This is a genomic window from Actinomadura coerulea (assembly GCF_014208105.1).
Lineage (GTDB): Bacteria > Actinomycetota > Actinomycetes > Streptosporangiales > Streptosporangiaceae > Spirillospora > Spirillospora coerulea.
Genome location: NZ_JACHMQ010000001.1, coordinates 1,969,663 through 1,987,880 on the forward strand (window position 1 = coordinate 1,969,663; position 18,218 = coordinate 1,987,880).

Annotated in this window: 20 protein-coding genes; 5 read left to right on the plus strand and 15 right to left on the minus strand. The window is 74.0% G+C overall.

Annotated elements, in window-relative coordinates:
* The first annotated feature begins 16 nt into the window (after positions 1–16).
* Positions 17–1,855 (plus strand): glycoside hydrolase family 3 protein, encoded by a 1,839-nt coding sequence (locus BKA00_RS09065; RefSeq protein WP_185024495.1) that lies wholly within the window; start codon positions 17–19, stop codon positions 1,853–1,855.
* Between the two features lie 103 nt (positions 1,856–1,958).
* Here BKA00_RS09065 and BKA00_RS09070 read toward each other — a convergent pair whose 3' ends face one another.
* Together BKA00_RS09070 and BKA00_RS09075 are read right to left on the minus strand one after the other, a co-directional pair.
* A complete protein-coding gene (locus tag BKA00_RS09070; RefSeq protein ID WP_221493076.1) occupies positions 1,959–2,999 on the minus strand; it encodes an alpha/beta hydrolase in 1,041 nt (346 codons plus the stop codon).
* A 130-nt stretch (positions 3,000–3,129) separates the two neighbouring features.
* Complete coding sequence (locus BKA00_RS09075) at positions 3,130–3,894, minus strand: alpha/beta fold hydrolase (protein ID WP_185024496.1); 765 nt, start codon at positions 3,892–3,894, stop codon at positions 3,130–3,132.
* Positions 3,895–3,975: 81 nt separating this feature from the next.
* Here BKA00_RS09075 and BKA00_RS09080 point away from each other — a divergent pair, with 81 nt between their 5' ends.
* A complete protein-coding gene (locus tag BKA00_RS09080) occupies positions 3,976–4,938 on the plus strand; it encodes a helix-turn-helix transcriptional regulator (protein ID WP_230299097.1) in 963 nt (320 codons plus the stop codon).
* Positions 4,939–4,953: 15 nt separating this feature from the next.
* On the opposite strand, the gene BKA00_RS09085 is transcribed toward BKA00_RS09080, so the two are convergent.
* The 7 genes from BKA00_RS09085 to BKA00_RS09115 all read right to left on the minus strand — a co-directional run bounded on the left by BKA00_RS09085 (position 4,954) and on the right by BKA00_RS09115 (position 10,708).
* Positions 4,954–5,523, minus strand: a complete 570-nt coding sequence (locus BKA00_RS09085; protein ID WP_185024497.1) for a GNAT family N-acetyltransferase — start codon at positions 5,521–5,523, stop codon at positions 4,954–4,956.
* A 79-nt stretch (positions 5,524–5,602) separates the two neighbouring features.
* Positions 5,603–6,607, minus strand: a complete 1,005-nt coding sequence (locus BKA00_RS09090) for a YihY/virulence factor BrkB family protein (protein WP_185024498.1) — start codon at positions 6,605–6,607, stop codon at positions 5,603–5,605.
* Positions 6,608–6,626: 19 nt separating this feature from the next.
* A complete protein-coding gene (locus tag BKA00_RS09095; RefSeq protein WP_185024499.1) occupies positions 6,627–7,040 on the minus strand; it encodes a DUF3618 domain-containing protein in 414 nt (137 codons plus the stop codon).
* The gene (locus BKA00_RS09100) at positions 7,037–7,525 is read right to left on the minus strand and encodes a phage holin family protein (RefSeq protein ID WP_185024500.1); all 489 of its coding nucleotides are present in this window, start codon (positions 7,523–7,525) and stop codon (positions 7,037–7,039) included. Before BKA00_RS09100 ends, BKA00_RS09095 begins: the two co-directional genes overlap by 4 nt.
* Before the next feature lie 132 nt (positions 7,526–7,657).
* The gene (locus tag BKA00_RS09105) at positions 7,658–8,782 is read right to left on the minus strand and encodes an AAA family ATPase (RefSeq protein ID WP_185024501.1); all 1,125 of its coding nucleotides are present in this window, start codon (positions 8,780–8,782) and stop codon (positions 7,658–7,660) included.
* Positions 8,769–9,554, minus strand: a complete 786-nt coding sequence (locus tag BKA00_RS09110) for an RNA ligase family protein (RefSeq protein ID WP_185024502.1) — start codon at positions 9,552–9,554, stop codon at positions 8,769–8,771. The genes BKA00_RS09105 and BKA00_RS09110 overlap by 14 nt, the downstream gene beginning before the upstream one ends.
* A gap of 263 nt (positions 9,555–9,817) precedes the next feature.
* Positions 9,818–10,708: a Vgb family protein gene (locus BKA00_RS09115; protein WP_185024503.1), complete on the minus strand. Its 891-nt coding sequence runs from the start codon at positions 10,706–10,708 to the stop codon at positions 9,818–9,820.
* Positions 10,709–10,875: 167 nt separating this feature from the next.
* Here BKA00_RS09115 and BKA00_RS09120 point away from each other — a divergent pair, with 167 nt between their 5' ends.
* The gene (locus BKA00_RS09120; RefSeq protein WP_338072108.1) at positions 10,876–11,457 is read left to right on the plus strand and encodes a TetR/AcrR family transcriptional regulator; all 582 of its coding nucleotides are present in this window, start codon (positions 10,876–10,878) and stop codon (positions 11,455–11,457) included.
* A 22-nt stretch (positions 11,458–11,479) separates the two neighbouring features.
* Here BKA00_RS09120 and BKA00_RS09125 read toward each other — a convergent pair whose 3' ends face one another.
* Positions 11,480–12,325, minus strand: coding sequence for an alpha/beta fold hydrolase (locus BKA00_RS09125; RefSeq protein WP_185024505.1), 846 nt, complete (start codon positions 12,323–12,325; stop codon positions 11,480–11,482).
* A 107-nt stretch (positions 12,326–12,432) separates the two neighbouring features.
* Between BKA00_RS09125 and BKA00_RS09130 the strand changes: the two genes are divergently transcribed.
* Positions 12,433–12,885, plus strand: a complete 453-nt coding sequence (locus tag BKA00_RS09130; RefSeq protein ID WP_185024506.1) for a MarR family winged helix-turn-helix transcriptional regulator — start codon at positions 12,433–12,435, stop codon at positions 12,883–12,885.
* A 24-nt stretch (positions 12,886–12,909) separates the two neighbouring features.
* Here BKA00_RS09130 and BKA00_RS09135 read toward each other — a convergent pair whose 3' ends face one another.
* Entirely contained in the window at positions 12,910–13,320 is a 411-nt protein-coding gene (locus BKA00_RS09135) for a YciI family protein (protein ID WP_221493727.1), read from the minus strand.
* A gap of 183 nt (positions 13,321–13,503) precedes the next feature.
* On the opposite strand from BKA00_RS09135, the gene BKA00_RS09140 reads away from it, so the two are divergent.
* Entirely contained in the window at positions 13,504–15,066 is a 1,563-nt protein-coding gene (locus tag BKA00_RS09140) for an MFS transporter (protein ID WP_185024508.1), read from the plus strand.
* Positions 15,067–15,088: 22 nt separating this feature from the next.
* On the opposite strand, the gene BKA00_RS09145 is transcribed toward BKA00_RS09140, so the two are convergent.
* From BKA00_RS09145 to BKA00_RS09160, 4 genes are all read right to left on the minus strand, one after another.
* On the minus strand, positions 15,089–15,643 hold the full coding sequence (locus BKA00_RS09145; RefSeq protein ID WP_185024509.1) for a carboxymuconolactone decarboxylase family protein: 555 nt from the start codon (positions 15,641–15,643) through the stop codon (positions 15,089–15,091).
* Positions 15,644–15,664: 21 nt separating this feature from the next.
* Positions 15,665–16,258 carry a TetR/AcrR family transcriptional regulator gene (locus BKA00_RS09150; protein ID WP_185024510.1) on the minus strand — a complete coding sequence of 198 codons (594 nt, stop codon included), beginning with the start codon at positions 16,256–16,258 and terminating at the stop codon, positions 15,665–15,667.
* 88 nt (positions 16,259–16,346) lie between these two features.
* Entirely contained in the window at positions 16,347–17,000 is a 654-nt protein-coding gene (locus BKA00_RS09155; RefSeq protein ID WP_420829670.1) for a response regulator transcription factor, read from the minus strand.
* Positions 16,997–18,157 (minus strand): sensor histidine kinase, encoded by a 1,161-nt coding sequence (locus BKA00_RS09160; RefSeq protein WP_185024512.1) that lies wholly within the window; start codon positions 18,155–18,157, stop codon positions 16,997–16,999. Before BKA00_RS09160 ends, BKA00_RS09155 begins: the two co-directional genes overlap by 4 nt.
* Positions 18,158–18,218 lie beyond the last annotated feature (61 nt).

The following is an 18,218-nucleotide window of genomic DNA, read 5'->3' on the forward strand; positions in this document are numbered from 1 at the left end:
GCGGGAGGGAGCCGTCATGTACCGTCCCCGCACGCGCCGCCGCCGGTGGCTCGCCGGCCTCGCGGCCGGGGCACTCGCGGTGACCGGCCTCGGCGGCGTGGACGCGTCCGCCGCGCGGGCCGCGCCGCACGCCGGCAAGGATCCGCGGCTGATGCGGATCCTGCGGTCGATGTCGCTGCAGGACAAGGCCGCGCAGCTGTTCGTCCTTCAGGTCTACGGCAAGAGCGCCACCACGGCCGAACCGGCCGACGTCGCCGCCAACCGCAGGCTGTACGGGGTCGACAACGCCGCGCAGGTCATGGCCCGCTACCACCCCGGCGGCTTCATCTACTACGGCGACAACGTCACCGACCCGCGGCAGCTCGCCGCGTTCTCCAACGGCATCCAGCGCGCCGCGGCGGCGCAGCCGCTGCGCGTCCCCGCCACGATCGCCATCGACCAGGAGGGCGGCATCGTCGCCCGCGTCCAGCCGCCCGCGACGCAGTCGCCCGGCAGCATGGCCCTGGCCGCCGGGCGCAGCACCGGCGACGCCCGCGCGCTCGCCCGCATCACCGGGAGCGAACTGCGCGCCGTCGGCGTCAACCAGGACTACGCGCCCGACGCCGACGTCAACGTCAACCCCGCCAACCCCGTCATCGGCGTCCGGTCCTTCGGCTCCGACCCCGCCCTGGTGTCGGACATGGTGACCGCGCAGATCGGCGGCTACCGGGCCGGGGGAGTCACCCCGACCGTCAAGCACTTCCCGGGGCACGGCGACACCACCACCGACAGCCACACCGGCGTCCCGCACATCGACCACACCCGCGCCGAATGGGAGCGCCTGGACCTGCCCCCGTTCCGCGCCGCGATCAGGCAGCGTGTCGACTCCATCATGACCGCGCACATCGTCGTGCCGTCGCTGGACCCCTCGGGCGACCCCGCCACGCTCTCGCGGCCCATCCTCACCGGCATCCTGCGCGACCGCCTCCACTACCGCGGCGTCGTCGTGACCGACGCACTGGACATGCAGGGCGTCCGCGACAAGTACGGCGACGAGAACATCCCCGTCCTGGCCCTCAAGGCCGGCGTGGACGTCCTGCTGAAGCCGCCCGCCGACGCGCAGGGCAACGGCGTGTTCCCCCGCCAGCTCGCCGCCGTCGTCAACGCCGTCAGGTCCGGCGAGCTGACCGAGGAGCGCATCGACGAGTCGGTCTACCGGGTCCTGGAGCTCAAGCAGCGGCGCGGCCTGTTCCGCGACCCCTACGCCGACGAGTCGAAGATCGGCCAGGTCGTCGGGACGCCCGCGCACCTGGCCGCCGCGCAGCGCGCCGCCGACCGCACCACCACCCTGGTCGAGAACCGCGCCGGGACCCTGCCCCTGCGCCCCGGCTCCCGCAAGGTCCTGGTCACCGGATGGGGCGTGTCCACCACCGCGTCCCTCGGCACCGAGATCGCCCGCCGCGGCGCCGTCACGACCATCCGGCAGACCGGCATCAGCCCCGGCCAGGCCCAGATCGACGAGGCCGTGGCCGCCGCCCGGGACCAGGACCTGGTCGTCGCCGTCACCAACCGCGCCTGGGACGTCAAGCAGGAGCCCGGCCACAACGGGCCCGGGCAGGCGAACCTCGTCAGGGCGCTCCTCGCCACCGGCAGACCGGTCGTCGTCGTCGCCGTCCGCGACCCCTACGACATCGCCTGGTTCCCCGAGACGACCACCTACCTGGCGACCTACTCCTACACCGCCGAGGCGCTGAAGTCGGCCGCCAAGGTCCTGTTCGGCGAGCTGGACCCGCGCGGGCGGCTGCCCGTCGCCATCCCCGCCCGCGACGAGCCGGGCACCGTCCTCTACCCGTTCGGGCACGGCCTGGGCTACTGACCCGCCGGACCGGGCCGCACGCACGGCGGCCCGGTCCCGGGACGGCAGCCGCAGCCGCACCGGAACCGGGCCGGACCCGTACGAAGGGACGCGGCCGCGCGCGTCACACCCTGCGCGCGCCGATCGACTTCATCAGCGTCGGCCACACCGCGCCCGCCTCACGCACCCACGCCGGCCAGTTGTGCCGGCCGTCGCCGTAGATGTGGGCGGTGTAGGGGATGTTCAGCTGGTCCAGGCGCTTCTGGAAGTCCTTGTTGTTCGCGCCGACCGCGATCTCGCTGAGCAGGCCGATGTCCCACGGCGCCACGTCGGGGTCGCCGGGGCCGGGGCGGCCGGTCGTGCCCGCGGAGAAGAACAGGCCCGTGCCGCGCAGCTTGGGCGCCAGCGAGTACGGGTCGTGCGCCGCCCAGTTGGCGTCGTCGGACCACGGGACGCCCCAGATCGCGAACGGGTCCTGGCCGTTGCCCGCGTTGGTGAACATCAGCAGCGCCGGCATCCCGATCGAGCGCATCGACAGGATCCCGCTCAGCGACGCCGCGTACTTGAACATCCCCGGGTGCCGGGCCGCGTAGGACATCGCGCCGGCGCCGCCGGAGGAGTTGCCGATCACCGCGCGCAGCGCGCCCGCGTGGTAGTTGCGCTCGATCAGCTGGCGCACCTCGGCGGTGTGGAAGGTCTCCCACTTGGGCGTCCCGCCCTTGCCGTAGTTGTACCAGTCGGTGTAGGAGCCGTTGTCGCCCTCCGGCATGACGACGATGACGTTGTACTTGGCCGCCCACGCCTCGATGTCGGTGTTGCGCGTCCAGGAGGTGTAGTCGTCCTGGCCGCCGTGGTAGGCGTACAGCACCGGCCACGTCGCCGTCGCGTTCCGCGTCCAGTTCTTCGGCAGCAGGATGCGGGTCTTGACGGCCTTGCCCAGGGCGGGGGAGTCGATGGCGATGTCGACCTCGTGGGAGGCGATCTTCTTCTCGGCGGTGATGCGCGCCCCGTCGTCCGCCCTGACCGGCCCCGCGAGCGCCTGGGCGGGACCGGTGCCGACCGCGCCGAGGCCGGCCGCCAGGACGGCGGTGATCGCCCCGGAGGCCAGCGAGCGCCGCCAGGTCACCCGGTGCGGACGGCGGCGGACGGTCGGTGTCGTGTGCAAGGCTCACCTCGCGGATCAGGCCCGACCCCCGCGGCCGCGCGACTTCCGCAGAGTGTCCTCGCCGCAGCCGAAATGATCTACGCGGGCGGGTTACAAGATTTCTCGGCGCGGCTGTGGAGAAGTGAGTGATTCAGGCCCCGTCGGCGGCGGCCCCGGCCAGCAGCGCGGCCAGGTCGCGGGGCCGGGAGAACATCGGCCAGTGCCCGGTCGGCAGCTCGTGGTAGGTCCAGCCGGGCCCGGTCATCATGGAGAAGACCGGGTGGCCGCCCTCGCCCATCTGCTTGACCGCGGCCAGCGGGATCGTGGAGGCGATGAGCGTGCGGGGCGTGGCCGGCACCGGATCGGGGCGGGTGAGCGCCTGCGTCACGGTGCCGAACGGCTGGGGCGTCCCGCGCTCGCGCATCGCGGCCAGGTGCTCGCCGGTCAGGCCCGCGAGGTTGGCCGGATCCTGGTCCGGGTCGAACGCCGGCACCGGGAGCTTCCAGCCGTCGCCGTGCTCGGCGACGGCCTTCTCCAGTTCCGCGCGCGAGGCGGGGTCGTGGAAGTCGATGCCGGCCAGACCGGACGGCATGGGGCCGGTGTCGACGTAGACGATCCGGGCGATGCGCCCGGGGATCCGGTCGGCGGCACCGGTGACCGCCATGTTCGCGCCGCTGTGCGCGACGAGCACGACTCCGGTCAGGTCGTCGTCCTCGATGAGCCGCACCAGGTCGTCGACCTGCCCGCCGACGTCGGTCCCGGGCGCGGCTTCGGCGGCCCGCTCGGCCTGCCCGGCCGGCGTCACCGCGCGCACCTCGTGGCCCGCGGCCCGCAGGTCCGCCGCCACCTCGTCCCATGCCCAGGCGCCGAGCCAGTGCCCCGGGACCAGTACGAACGCCGCCTTGCCAGCTGCCATGTTCAGCCGTCCTCTCGGTGGATGTGATCCCACGCTAGGGTCGATACCGGACAAGATCCGCCCGGATTAAGCGAGTGACCCGTGCCACATCCCGCGCCGTCCCATCCGACGACCCGCGTCCTGGCCATGCTGGAGCTGCTTCAGGCCAACCCCCGCATGAGCGGGACGGAACTGGCGCGGCGGCTCGGCGTGGACGAGCGGACCGTCCGCCGCTACGCCGCCCGCCTGGACGACCTGGGCGTCCCGGTCGTCGCCGAGCGCGGACGGTACGGCGGCTACCGGCTCATGCCCGGCTACAAGCTGCCGCCGCTGATGCTCACCGACGACGAGGCGACCGCCGTGGTGCTGGGGCTGCTGGCCGGACGGCGGATGGGCCTGCCAGGGCAGGCCACCGAGAGCGCACTGGCCAAGGTGGAGCGCGTCCTGCCCGCCGCTCTGCGCGACCGCGTCCAGGCGCTGCGGGACACGCTCGGGTTCACCCTCGCCGCTCGGGACTCCGCCGCGCCCGACACCGGCGCGGTCCTGACCCTCGCGGCGGCGGCGCGGGAGAGGCGCCGCGTCCGGATGCGCTACCGGTCCTGGCAGGGCGCCGAGACCGAGCGCGACCTGGACCCCTACGGCCTGGTCTTCCACTCCGGACGCTGGTACGTCACGGGCCACGACCACCGCAGCGGGGAGATCCGCACCTTCCGCGTCGACCGCGTCGCCGCCGCCGAGCCCGGCACCGCCCGCTTCGAGACCCCCGCCGACCTAGACCCCGTCCAGCACGTCACCCGGTCACTGGCGCGCGTGCCCTATGCCCACGAGGTCGAGGTGCTGCTGGAGACGACCCTCGGCGAGGCGCGGCGCCGGATCCCCGCCACGACGGCGACGCTGACCGAGGCCGCCGGGGGAGTGGTGATGACCACGCGCGCCGAACGCCTGGACGGGATGGCGCGGATGCTGGCCGGGCTGGGCTTCCCGTTCGCCGTCCGGCGGCCCGACGAGCTGCGCGGCCACGTCCGCGACCTGGCGCGGTCCCTGCGGGAGCAGGCGGAACGGTGACCGCGGCCCGCGCCGTCAGGACCTGCCGGAGCGGGCGGCCCACTCGTGGCGGAGCATCGCGTAGACGACCTCGTCGCTCCACTCGCCCTTGACGATCTCGTTCTGCACCAGGTGCGCCTCGCGGCGCATCCCGAGGCGCTCCAGAACGCGGGCGGACGCGGCGTTGCGGCCGTCCAGCCGCCCGCATACGCGGTGCAGGTCCAGCCCCTCGAAGCCCAGCCGCAGCACCACCTCCGCGGCCTCGGTGGCGAACCCCTTGCCGTGGTAGGAGGGGTTGAAGATGTAGCCGATCTCGCCCTGCCGGTGCTCCCGGCTGCGCCACTGGAGGTTGACCTCGCCGATCAGCTCGCCGGTCTCGCGCCACTCCACCGCCAGGACCAGCCAGTCGCCCTCCTTCTCCACGGTGGAGGCGCTCATCTTCTGCTTCAGGAACGACCGCGACTCCTCCAGGGAGCGGGGTTCCCAGTACAGGAAACGCGCGACCTCGGGCAGGGACTGGTAGGCGTACAGACCCTCCAGGTCGGCCTCGCGGAACGGCCGCAGGGTCAGCCGCTCGGTCTCGATCGGGTAGGCGGGACGGAGCATACGATGATCCTATTCAGGGGATTCGGTCTTGTGCGACCCGTAATTCCCCGGTAACACGCGCCGTCCCGCCGCCCCGCGTCTACAACCGGTGCGCCCCGTGCTCGTCCTCGGCGCCCTCCTGGGAGCCCTCCTCGACACCGTTCTCGCGGCGCTCCTCCTCGTCGAACGCGCGGGTGTCGCGGAACTCCACGTACGGCTCCTCCTTGGGCGGCCGCCCGGCGGCGATCGCACGGCTGCGTTCGAGTTCGGCGTCCAGTTCGGCGCCCAGCAGGATCGCCAGGTTCGTGATCCACAGCCACACCAGGAAGATGATGATCGCCGCGAGGCTGCCGTAGGTCTTGTTGTAGGAGGCGAAGTTCGCCACGTACACCGCGAACAGCCCGGAGGCCGCCAGCCACAGCAGGATCGCCAGCGCGCTGCCCGGCGTGACCCAGCGGAAACCGCGCTTGGCGTTCGGGGAGGCCCAGTACAGCAGCGAGAACAGGAAACCGATCATCACCACCAGGATCGGCCACTTGGCGATGCTCCAGACGGTGACCGCCTGGGAGCCGACCCCGAGCATGTCGCCGGCCTTGCGCGCCAGCGGCCCGGACACCACCACCGCGATCACCGACGCCGACAGCAGCACCAGCGTCAGCAGCGTGACCCCGATGCGCAGCGGCACCGTCTTCCAGAAGGGGCGGCCCTCGGGGACGTCGTAGACGGCGTTGGAGGCGCGCATGAACGCCCCGACGTAGCCCGACGCCGACCACACGGCGGCCGCGAGGCTCAGCACCGCGACGACGCCCGCTCCTCCGGCGCCGCCCTCGAGCTGCCTGATCGAGCTGACGAGCAGGTCACGGACGGCGCCCGGCGCCAGGCTCCCGACGTTCTGGACCAGGTTGTCGGTGGCCGACTGGCCGGCCAGGCCCACCAGTGACACCACCACCAGGATCGCCGGGAAGATCGACAAGATGGAGTAGTAGGTGAGCGCGGCGGCCCAGTCAGAGAGGTTGTCCTTCTGAAACTCGCCGAGGGTGCGCTTGAGCGTCTGCCACCACGACCGTGCGGGCAGGTCGGTGGGCGCTTCGGGCCGTTTGCTCATGTGTTCCTCTCCCGGCCGCTCAGCGGCGGCCGGTGCGGCGGACCGTGACGGCGCGCTTCTGCCCGGTGCGCATCCGCACCTGCACCGGCGCCTTGCGGCCGCGTCCCCACCGCAGCTGGGGCTTGGACCGCGACGTCCGGTGACGGCGCAGCCAGACCGCGCCCAGCGCGACCGCCCCGGCCGACGCGATGACGACGCCGCCCTGGCGCGCCTTCGCCTTGCCCTCCTCCGAGCTCGCGGCCTCCCACGCGGACGCCGCCGTGTCGCGCGCCCTGTCGCGCGCCTGCCCGACCTTCTCCCGCGCCATGGCCTTCACGTCGGCCTTGGCCGCGAGCTGCTCCACCGTCTCACCGAGCTCGTGCCGGGCCCGGTCGACCTCCTGACGCAGTTCCTCGGTGCCCGCCTCGGCGCCGTGCTTGCCCTGCATCGTCATCGGTGCGTCGCCCTCTCCTTCAGTTCGGCCACGGTCAGCTTGGCCTCGTCCATGGCCTGCTCGGGCTTGGCCGGAGTGGCCCGCCTGGTCTGCGCCCGGCCCATCAGCGCCAGCACGCCCGCCACCGCCAGCAGGACCGCGCCGACGATCAGGGCGGCCGCCCACACCGGCAGCGCCACCGCGATCGCGGCCACCACCGCCGCCAGCAGCACCCCCACCCCGTAGAGCGCCACCAGCCCGGCACCGCCGAACAGGCCGGCGCCGGTGCCGGCGTGGCGGCCCTTGTCCTTCAGCTCGGCGACGGCCAGGCGCAACTCGGCGCGCATCAGGTCCGAGACCTGCTGTGCGGCCTGCCGGACCAGCTCGCCCGTGCCCGCCTCGTGGTGCTCGGCGCGGAACTCCGGTGCGCGTCCGACGTCCTGCCGGTGCACGCCCGTCGTCCCGGCCTGGCCGTCGCCGTCGTGTTGCTGCCGCACGATGCTCATGCCTCCAGGCCCCCTCCATGTTTCGAAGTCTGGAAAAGGGCGTTCCCCGTGCGCATGGGCTAAACGTGGCGGTAGCCCGACACTCGGTGACGGGACGGGGCCCGCGCGGGCCGGGCGCCTCCGCCGGGCGGGTCAGGCCGTGCTGAGCCAGTCGACCCGGTGCGCCTCGGTCGGGTCGGGGGTCTCCCACCGGCGCACGAGCCGGTCGATCACCGCGTCCGGGACGGGCGAGGGGCGCGCCCGGTTGCGGTCGCGCAGCACCCGCGGCGGTGCCTCCAGCGCGACGACCTCGACCCGGCCCCGGTACCCGGCGACGAGGCCGGTGCACAGGTCGCGCTGCTGCCGGGACACGTTGGTCGCGTTCCACACGAACGACCGCCCGGCGCGCAGGTGCTCGCGGGCCTGCTCGTGGGCCGCGGCCGCCACGGCGCGCTGGTCGCCGGCCGGGTCGACGCGCATCTCGGCGCGGAGCCGGTCGAGGCTGACCACGGGCACGTCCGGACGGTGCGCGGCGATCCAGTGGTCCTTGCCGACCCCGGGCAGCCCCGACAGGACGGTCACGGTGCAGCGCGTGTCGTCGTAGGCGGCGTAGCCGGGGTCGCGGTCGGGCTTGCGGAAGTACCAGAAACGCGCGTGGTCGGAGGGGAAGGCGCGCGGCCGGTCCAGGCAGTCCTGCTCGGCGCAGTACTCCCCGTACAGGGCGACGTTGTCCAGCAGTTCCTCGGTGTCCGGGCAGATCCGGCCGAGGATGTCGGCCGAGGCCAGCAGGACCAGGTCGTCGTTGCGGGCCAGCAGGCTGACGCGGAACGCGATCTGTCGCAGGTCGGGGCGCTCCAGGGCCCAGAACGGCACCTGGTGGTGGCGGATCAGCGCCGCCACGTGCTCGCGCCAGGCGACCGGTGCGCCCAGTTCCCACAGGATGCGCCGCACCATCAGGTCGCCGCGGCGGGAGTGGCCCCGCGCGGTGATGCGGCCGTCGTCGTCCAGGGCGGTGCAGTGCGGTTTGGCGATGTCGTGCATCAGCACGGCGGTGAACAGGCGGACCCTCTCCCGGGGCGGGCGGGCGCGCCACTGCGGCAGCGCCGCCAGCGCCTCGCACGCCATCCGGGTGTGGGTCTCGACGTCGCCTTCACCGTGGTAGACGGCGTCCTGCGGGACGCCCGCCATGGAGCGCACCCAGGCGAAGGCGTCCCGGATGCGCTCCCACGGGACGGTCCAGTGCGGCGGCGCCGGGCACATCTCCTCAAACACCTGCATACAGCACCTCCGGGTCGGCCAGGCCGTTGGCGACGATCGGCCGCTCCTGCCAGTGGGTGCCCGAATCGAGGATCGCGGTCAGGAAGCTCGGCCGGACCCACTTGTAGCGGTCCACCGTCTTCCCACCCTCCTCCACCTTGATGTAGAGGCCCTCCATCTCCTCGGAGGCGTCGGTCTCCTCGGCGACGCGGCCGGGGTCGGCGCCTCCGGCCTCGGCCGCCGCGCGCAGCGCGTCCCGCCACCGCGGGGTGCGGCAGGTGGAAGGGCCGGCCAGCCCCGTCAGCGCGGCCACGTCCGGCAGCGGGCCCTCGTGCAGGACGGGCACCGACACCACAGGCGTCCCGGCGAGCAGCTCGCGGCGCCGCTCGGTCGACAGGAACGTCCCGTCGGTCTGGTCGAGGACGTCGAACTCGCAGAAGTAGTGGGGGAGCGCGTCGTAGAAGACGGTGTGCTTGGCGTACAGCCATTCCCCGTACAGGACGTACCGGTCCTGCAAGCGCTCGCGCAGGACGTGCTGGACCGACGCCGCCCAAGCCTTGAGCGGCCCGAACTGGCGCTCGCGCGGCCCGCCCGTCAGGAAGTGGCCGCGGCTCTGCAGCCGCAGCTCGCCGCCAGAGGAGAAGCTGATGCCGGCGTTGGCGCCGTCGAGCTTCTCCTCCACCACCAGGTACCGCCCGGCGATCGCCCGGAACGGCACGGCGGCCAGATCGTGGTCGCCCGGTTGGAGCCGGGAGCCCGCGATGTGCCGGGTCCGGGGGTACTTGTGCAGCATGCGACCGTTCTAGGGCCGGACCGCCGGTCCTGCCAACCGGTTTTCGGTCGGTCAGCGGGCCGGGACGAGGCCGCCCCGGCGAGCAGCGCGGAGCGGTGCCAGCCTGCTGGAGCCGCAGCGTCGCCACGAACAGCGCCCCGGTTGGTGATCAGGTTCATGATGAGCGCGATACCGCCGGCGCCGAGGAACGCCGGGGCCCGCAGCAGCCCGCCCGGGATCATCCGTGCGGCTCGAAGCGTCCGTTCCGCGGGGGCGGGCGCGGGTCAGGCGACGGCGACGCGGGCGAGCGTGCCGATCTCCAGCGCCACCCACAGGGCGCCGTCCGGGCCGACCGCGAGGCCGTGCGGCTCGCATCCGGGCGTCGGCAGCGGGTGCTCGTCGATGCGGCCGTCGGGGCTGATGCGGCCGACGTGGGCGGTGGCCCACTCGGTGAACCACAGGTCCCCGCCGGGTCCGGCGACGATGGCGTGCGGCCGGGCGCCCCGGTCGGGCAGCGGGAACTCGGTCACCTTCCCGTCGCTGGTGATCCGCCCGATGTGCCCGGCGCCGATTCCGGTGAACCACAGCGCGCCGTCCGGACCGGCGGCGATGCCGACCGGCGCGGAGCCCTCGGTGGGCAGCGGGTGGACCGCGACCTCCCCGTCCGGCGCGATCCGCCCGATGGCGTTGCCCTGGTTGAGGGTGAACCACAGGGCCTCGTCCGGACCCGCGGCGATCATCGAGGGCATCGTGCCCTCTCCCGGCACCGGAAAGGCGCTGACCTGGCCGTCCACGGTGATCCTGCCGACGCCGCCGGCGTGCATGCGGGTGAACCACAGCGCGCCGTCCGGGCCGGCCGCGATCCCGCACGGGCCCCACCCGGAGGGCAGGGCGAACGGCGTGATCTCACCCGCGGGGGTGATCCTGCCGATCGCGTCGCCGTGGAACGCGGTGAACCACAGCGCGCCGTCCGGACCCGCCGTGATGATCATCGGTCCGGCGGGGACGGGCCCGTGCACGGTGAGGCCCCCGTCCGGCGCCATCCGCGCGATCCGGCCCTCGTGGACGAGCGTGCACCACAGCGCCCCGTCCGCACCGGCGGCGACGCTGTACGGTCCCGCGTCCGGGCCGGAGACCCTGAACTCCTTGATGGTGACGTGCGAACCCTCTGACATGGATGTCGTCCCCCCTCGTCCCTCCACTGCTGTTTCCGTCCGAGGACGAAGTTAACGCAACCCGAGTTGCGTTACGATCCTGGCATGGACACCAGCCGGGATCCGCGGACCGCGCGTTGACCGCCGTCGGGCCGGGTACCGTCCGCCCCGGCGGCCGTACCGCGCGGGTGCGCGACGCAGTCCGGGAGGCGACCCTCGCCGTGCTGTGCGAGCACGGGTACCAGGGGCTCACCGTCGAAGCGGTGGCGGCCCGCTCCCGGGTGCACAAGACCACCGTCTACCGGCGCTGGAAGAACGCCGACGGCCTCATCGCCGACGCCCTCGGCATCGCGGCCGCCGAACCGTGGCCGATCCCCGACACCGGCACCCTCGCCGGCGACCTGCGCGCCCTCGCCCGCCTCGTCACGGCCGGCTTCGCCGACCCCGTCGAGGGCCCGATCTCCCGCGCCTTCGTGCTGGCCGCAGCACAGAGCGACGACGCCGCCCGCTCCCTGCACGCCTTCTTCGCCCGGCGGCACGAGCAGTCCGCCGTCATCGTCCGGCGTGCCGTCGAGCGCGGAGAGGTCCCCGCGGGCACGGACGCGGTCGAGGTCGTCCGGCTCGCCGTCGCCCCCCTGTACTACCGGCTGTTCATCACGGGGGAGCCGATCGACGAGCAGGCCGCCGACCGGGCCGCCGCGTCCGCCGGCGCCGCCGCCCGCGCCGGCGCGCTCACGGCCGCGCCGGCCTCGTGCCCGCCGCCTACCTGAGCCGGGGGCCGGGCTCGGGGGCTCAGGGGGCGCCGAGGGCGGTGCGCAGAGCGGCGGCGTAGGCGCGGGGGTGGGTGGTGTTGCCGTTGTGGCCGCCCGGGAACTCCAGGGGCTCGGCGCCGAGCAGGTCGGCCAGCGCGAAGGCGCACTTGCTGTCGAAGACCGTGCGCGGGGTGGTGCGCCCGAAGGCCGGAACGATCCGTGTCGGCGTCCCGGTGAGCGCGGCGACGTCGAGGGTGTCGCCGATGACCGCGGTGAAGTCGTGCGTGATGAAGAAGTCGAAGTTCCGTGCCCGCTGGGGCGTCATGGGGTGGCGGGTGAGGCCGGGCTCGACGTCGGGGCTGGCTGGGTCTATGCCCAGCACGTCGGCGATCGTCGCGAACGTGGCGGCGAGCCCGTCCCGCCGGTAGACGCGCTGGATGTGGGCGAGTTCCCGCTCGTGGCGAAGGCGCTCGTCGGCGGGCAGCAGCCGCGGGGTGACGGGCTCGTGGGCGACGAGCACGCTGACCTGGCCGGGGTGGTCGACGGCCAGGTGGAGCCCGATGGAGGCGCCCAGGCTGCACCCCAGCATGAGCACCGGTTCGTCCGACAGTTCGGCCAGCAGGCGATGGACGTCGTCGGCGTGGGCGGCGACGCTCACTCCTCCGGCGGGGTCGTCCGGCACGCTGCGGGACAGGCCGCGGCGGTCGTAGGTCACCACGGTGTAGTCGGCGACGAGCCGGTCGACCAGGTCCGTGCTGCGCCCGGCGTCCCCCTCGCCGCTCTGGGAGATCAGCAGCATCGGGCCGGTGCCGCGCACTTCGTAGTAGAGGTCGGCGCCGTCCGTCCGGAGCATGCCCGCGGTCGTCGGGGTCGTGGCGGTGTCCATCGCAGGTCCTCTCGGTCGGGAGGCGTTGTGCCCGTCCGAGATCGACCGTAAAGCATCAGGATTGATACATCAAGTCTGATGTATCAAGTATGATGTAACTTGGGGACATGGACGGAGTCGAGCTTTTCCTGCTGGGACGGACCCTGATGAAGATCGGGGAGGAGGCCCTGCCCACCGAGGGCATCGGCCGGCACTCCACCAGCGTCCGGACGGTCCTGATCGTCGTGAGCGACGTGCGCGCCCACCCCGGCAGCGCCGTCGGGGAGATCGCCACCCGTACCGGCCTTCCGCAGAGCGCGGTGTCGGCTGCCGTCGCCCGGCTCCGCGACACCGGCGCCGTCGTGACCGAACCCGATCCGGACGACCGCCGGCGGGTCCGCATCCGCCCCGCGTCCGAGCCCTCCGCCAGGGTCGAGGAGGTCAGGGCGAGCACCGTCGACGCCGCCCTCGCGGCGGCCCTGGACACCGGCGACCCGCGGCGGATCGCCGCGATCGTCGGCCTCCTCGAAGAACTCGCGCGGCACCTGACCCCGCAGGCGGTCACCCGCCTGCGCGGCTAGCAGGACGTCCGGCTGGCGGCGCGGTCACGGCTCCAGGTCGGCGCGCCCGCCGACGATCGGCCGCAGGTCCGTGTACGCCCGTTCCCGTACCGCCTCCGGGCCGGGGCACCGCGCGAGCCGGGCGGCGATCTGGGAGGCGCGGTCGAAGCCGTCGCACTCGATGACGGTGTATCCGGCGAGAACCTCGGCGCTCTCGGGGTAGGGGTCGTCGGTCACGGCGGGCGCCCCGTCCCTCATGTGGAAGCGGCGGGTGTGGACGGGCGCGGCCAGGCCCTGGGCGTCCACGAACTCCCCGGACTCGACCAGGTCCTGGTTGAACTTCTCCATGAACGCGTGCATCTCGGCCAGCTCCTCGGCGGACCAGACGGCCTCGCCCTCGGGCGCCTTGCCCGCCATCTCGTCATAGTCGCGCTGCGACGCGTACAGCATGAGCATGTACTTCACGGTGGTCCCCCCTCCGGTCCGGCGCCCCGGGTGGCGCCTCGCACGGGAGACGCCGGGGCCGCCCGGCCGCCTTCGACAGCCCCTTCCCAGTTTTTCCGCGGATCGATGTCGAGAACCGCGCGTCCGCTCCGATCACCCGGTGACACGCGATCTCACCCGAAGAGGAAGACCGATATGGAGCACAACGGGCAGGGGCCCGCGGCCGCCCGCGCCGGGACGCGCGGGTGGCTCGCGCTGGCCGTCCTGGCGCTGCCGTCGCTGCTGATGGCCATGGACATGACCGCGCTGCTGCTGGCGCTGCCGCAGCTGAGCGCCGACCTCGGGGCGAGCGGCACCGAACAGCTGTGGATCAGCGACGCCTACGGGTTCATGGTCGCCGGATTCGTCATCACGATGGGGACCCTGGGCGACCGCGTCGGACGCCGCCGCCTGCTGTTCACCGGTGCCGCGGCGTTCGCCGTCCTGTCGGCCCTCGCCGCCTACGCCCCGGGCCCGGGCACGCTGATCGCCGCCCGGGCGCTGCTGGGGGTGGCCGGGGCGACGCTGATGCCCTCGACGCTGGCGCTGATCACCAACATCTTCCGCGACGAGCGCGAGCGCGGGAAGGCCATCGCGATCTGGGCCACCTGCCAGTTCGCGGGCGGGGCCTTCGGCCCGGTGCTGGCCGGGCTGCTGCTCCAGCGCTTCTGGTGGGGATCGGTGTTCCTGGTCGCCGTCCCGGTCATGGCGCTGCTGCTGGCGGCGGGGCCGTTCCTGCTGCCGGAGTTCCGTGACCGGTCGGCCGGACGGCGGATCGACGCGCTCAGCGTCGGGCTCTCCCTGGCCGCCGTGCTGCCGATCGTGTACGGGATGAAGCAGCTGACGCTCGCCGACGGACGCGGCGGCGCCGGACCGGCCGCCGCGCTCGCCGGGGGAGCGGTGGTCGGCGCCCTGTTCGTCCGGCGCCAGCTCATGCTCGAACACCCGCTGCTGGACCTGCGGCTGCTGCGCCGCCGCCCCCTCAGCGCCGTCCTCGTCTCGCTGGTGCTCGCGGGCGTCGCCATGGCGGGGACGGGCCTGATGGTGACCCAGTACCTGCAGGACGTTCTGGGGCACTCGCCGCTGGCCTCGGCCGTGCTGTTCGCGCCGATGGGGCTGGGCGTCGCGGCCGGGACGATGGCGGCGCCCGCGCTGGCCAAGCGGATCCGCCCGGCCACCGCGATCGCCTCCGGCCTGGCGGTCTCGGCGGCGGGCTGCCTCCCGCTGACGGTGTCGGACGGGCTCGTGCCCGTCATCGCCGGTATCACCGTCCTGGCCCTCGGCACCGGCCCGCTGTTCGCGCTGGGGACCGGCCTGGTGGTCGGGTCCGTCCCGCCCGAGCGCGCGGGCTCGGCGGCGTCGATGTCGGAGACCGGCAACTACCTCGGCGGATCGCTGGGCCTCGCGGTCATCGGCGTGATCGGCGCCGCCGTCTACCAGGCCCGGATGGACCACGTCGGCGGTGCCGCGGGCCGCACCCTGGCCGGCGCCGTCGCCGACAGCGGCCACCTGCCGCCCGCGCGGGCCGAGGAGCTGCTGGACGGCGCCCGCGCCGCGTTCACCGCGGGCCTGCACCTCACCGGCGCCATCGCCGCCGCGATCTTCGTCGTGCTCGCCGTCCTCGTGGCGGCGTCGGCCCGCCGCGGCGCGGCCGCGGAGCCCGCGCCGGCCGCGGAGACGGCGTCCGAGGGAGCCGGGGCCCGGTCAGCAGCGGTGTGAGGGGGCGGTGTGGGGGGCGGTGTCAGGAGGGGGCCGTCCACTCCTGCTCCTTCCACGCCGGGTCGAGCGGCGTGTGGGCGATGTGGTTGGTGTAGTTGGACAGGGTCTTCATGCCGACGCCGAGGACGACGTCGAGGACGTGGCGGCGGGTGTGGCCGGCGGCCAGGAACGCCTCGACGTCCGCGTCGTCCACCCAGCCGCGCCGCGTGACCATGGCGCCGGTGAGGCGGCGGACGGCCTCCAGCGCGGGGTCGTCCAGGGCCCGTCCCGCGCGCAGCGCCTCCACGATCCCGGCGGGGACGCCGGCCCGCAGGGCCACCGTGGAGTGGGCGGCCACGCAGTACTCGCAGCCGTTCAGCACGCTCGCGGTGATCAGAACGGCGTGCTTGGCGTGCTTTGGCAGCGACGACTTGTTGAACTGCTCCGACAGGGCGTTGTAGCCGGCGAGCAGCTCCGGCGACTCGGCCATCACGCCGTTGAGCGTGGTGACGAACCCCATCCGCTTCTTGGCGGCCTCCAGTTGCGGGCGGGCCTCGCCGGGGGCGTCGGTCTCGTCGTAGACGGTGAACTCGGCCATCGTCGTCTCCTTAACGGGTCGTCAGGGGAGTGGAGAGAGGGAGCGCAGGGCGGCGTCCACCGAGTCCGCCAGTTCGCCGGGGCCCGCGCCGGCGCGAGAGCGCATGTTCACCCCGTAGGCCAGCAGCGCCAGCATCTGCGCGGCGGAGCGCACGTCCACGTCGCCGCGCAGCTGCCCGTGCTCGCGGGCGGCGGCGAGGGCGGTGCGCATCGCGGTGCACAGCGCCTCGTGGTGGGCGTCGAGCACCTCCCGCTCACCGGCGTCGTCGCCGTCCTGCGCGGCGTGGGCGTTGGACACCATGCAGCCCCAGCGGGCGTACTCGCCGGAGCACCGCGCGGCGACGAGCCCGTCGAAGAACGCGGCGATGCCCGGCAGGCCCCGCCCGTCGGCGGCGAGCCGGTCGAACACCGGACGCGACTGCCGGTCGACGTAGCGGCGCAGCGCCGCCACGTACAGGTCCCGCTTGCCGCCGAACGTCGCGTACAGGCTGGACCGGTTGATCCCGGTCTCGGCCACCACCTCGGCGATGCCCGTCGCGGCGGCGCCGCGCCGCCAGAACAGCCGCACCGCCCGGTCCAGGACGGCGTCGGGATCGAAGTGCTTGACGTCGGGCACGGCCCCGCACCCCCTAACTTGGAATGGTCGTTCCAAGATTGGCACGCGGGCGCGGCGGCGCGCAAGAGGACGGCGGGACGAGAAAGGGTCAGGCGAGGCCGGCGTCGTGGGCCAGCAGAGCGATCTGGGTGCGGTTGTCCAGGTCGAGCTTGGTCAGGACGCTGGAGACGTGCGCCTTGACCGTGGGCACGCTCATGAACAGCTCGGCGGCGATGTCGGCGTTGGACCCCCCGCGGGCGATCGCTAGGACCACCTCGTTCTCGCGAGGGCTCAGCCGGGCGAGCGCCGCGCGTGCGCGCTGGTAGGCGCCGGCCTCCACCGCCGCGCGGTCCATGAGGCGGCGGGTGATGCGCGGCGACAGGATCGGGTCGCCGGCGGCGACCTGCCGCACGGCGTGGACGATCTGGTCCGGCGGGGTGTCCTTCAGCAGGAACCCGCTGGCGCCCGCGCGCAGCGCGTGCAGGATGTTCTCGTCGGAGTCGAAGGTCGTCAGCACGATGACCTCCGGCGGGTTCACCCGGGCCCGCAGCCTGCGGGTCGCGGTGATCCCGTCCACGCGCGGCATCCGCAGGTCCATCAGCACGACGTCGGGGGCGTGCGCGTCGACGGCCGCGGGCACCTCGTCGCCGTCGGCGGCCTCGCCCGCCACGGTGATGCCGCCCGTCCCGTCCAGCATCATCGACAGCCCGGCACGGACGAGGGCGTCGTCGTCGACGATCAGGACGCGCAGGGGGTGGCTCACGCGGGCCATGGTAGCCAGGCGCGCAGCCGGAACTCGCCCTCGGCGGCCTGGTGGTCCAGCCGCCCGCCCGCCAGCCGCACCCGCTCGGTCAGCCCCACCAGCCCCGTCCCGCTGCCGGGCGCCAGCGGCCCCGCGCCGTCCTCGGGCAGCGGGTTGCGGATGTCGACCACGAGCCGGCCTCCCGGCCGCCCCTCCAGCACCACCCGGACGGGACGCCCCGCGGCGTGCTTGCGGGCGTTGGTCAGGCCCTCCTGCACGACCCGGTACGCGGTGCGCCCGGCCGCCGCCGGAAGCGCGGACGCGCCGACCGTCGCGTCGCGCAGCTCCACCTGCCCGCCCGCGTCGCGGGACTCCTCCACCAGCCGGGGCACGTCCTCCAGGACGGGCTGGGGCCGGTCATCCTCGTCGGCGTCCTCGGCGCGCAGCAGCAGGATCACCTCGCGCAGCTCGTCGAGCGCCTGGTGCACCCCGGTACGGATCACCCCGGCGGCGTGCGACAGCTTCTCCGGCGGGGCGTCCGGCCGGTACTCCAGCGCGCCCGCGTAGGTCGCCAGCAGCGACAGCCGATGGGCGAGCACGTCGTGCATCTCCCGGGCGATCCGGGTCCGCTCGGCCATGCGGGCCTCGGCGACCCGCCGGCCCTGCTCGGCCTCGGCGCGCCGAGCCCGCTCGGTCAGCGACATCAGCAGCTCCCGGCGCGCCCGCGCCAGCGCGCCCCAGCCGACCATCGCGCCGTAACCGAAGGCGATGAGCAGCAGCCACCAGCCGAAGGAGATGCCCCGGTTCGGCTGCCACAGCCCCTGCACGAGGTGCGCCGCGACTCCCGCCGCGCCGACCAGCGTCGCCACCCGGAACGGGCGCCGCTGCGCGACCTGCAACACGCCCATGCTGGCCGCCGGGGTGGCGGTGGGGGACAGCGCCGCCAGCACGGTCAGCGCCGTGGCGACGCCCACCGGCCGCCAGAGCAGCAGCGGTGACAGCAGCCAGCTCGCCAGGGCTACCGTGATGTCGAGGGCCAGGACGGCGCCGGTCACGTCCGCGCTGAAACGGCCCCACAGCGTCAGCGCGCCCAGGGCGCCCGCCGCCGCGGAGACCAAGGCCGCGTGCCGGAGCAGGCGCCGCGGGTCGTGCCCCGCCTGCTGGAACGTCTCGCTCACGGGCCGAGGCTAGCCGCAGGGGCCGCGCGCCGACACCGACCAAAGTCGGTGCCCGCCCGTA

Coding starts and splice junctions, on each gene's coding strand:
- BKA00_RS09145 (WP_185024509.1), bottom strand. CDS start 15,643: ATGGCCGAGTTCACCGTCTACGACGAGACCGACGCCCCCGGCGAGGCC.
- BKA00_RS09135 (WP_221493727.1), bottom strand. CDS start 13,320: ATGCTCATGCTGTACGCGTCGCAGCGCGACTATGACGAGATGGCGGGC.
- BKA00_RS09090 (WP_185024498.1), bottom strand. CDS start 6,607: ATGAGCAAACGGCCCGAAGCGCCCACCGACCTGCCCGCACGGTCGTGG.
- BKA00_RS09085 (WP_185024497.1), bottom strand. CDS start 5,523: ATGCTCCGTCCCGCCTACCCGATCGAGACCGAGCGGCTGACCCTGCGG.
- BKA00_RS09065 (WP_185024495.1), top strand. CDS start 17: ATGTACCGTCCCCGCACGCGCCGCCGCCGGTGGCTCGCCGGCCTCGCG.
- BKA00_RS09100 (WP_185024500.1), bottom strand. CDS start 7,525: ATGAGCATCGTGCGGCAGCAACACGACGGCGACGGCCAGGCCGGGACG.
- BKA00_RS09095 (WP_185024499.1), bottom strand. CDS start 7,040: ATGACGATGCAGGGCAAGCACGGCGCCGAGGCGGGCACCGAGGAACTG.
- BKA00_RS09130 (WP_185024506.1), top strand. CDS start 12,433: ATGGACGGAGTCGAGCTTTTCCTGCTGGGACGGACCCTGATGAAGATC.
- BKA00_RS09125 (WP_185024505.1), bottom strand. CDS start 12,325: ATGGACACCGCCACGACCCCGACGACCGCGGGCATGCTCCGGACGGAC.
- BKA00_RS09140 (WP_185024508.1), top strand. CDS start 13,504: ATGGAGCACAACGGGCAGGGGCCCGCGGCCGCCCGCGCCGGGACGCGC.
- BKA00_RS09110 (WP_185024502.1), bottom strand. CDS start 9,554: ATGCTGCACAAGTACCCCCGGACCCGGCACATCGCGGGCTCCCGGCTC.
- BKA00_RS09115 (WP_185024503.1), bottom strand. CDS start 10,708: ATGTCAGAGGGTTCGCACGTCACCATCAAGGAGTTCAGGGTCTCCGGC.
- BKA00_RS09105 (WP_185024501.1), bottom strand. CDS start 8,782: ATGCAGGTGTTTGAGGAGATGTGCCCGGCGCCGCCGCACTGGACCGTC.
- BKA00_RS09075 (WP_185024496.1), bottom strand. CDS start 3,894: ATGGCAGCTGGCAAGGCGGCGTTCGTACTGGTCCCGGGGCACTGGCTC.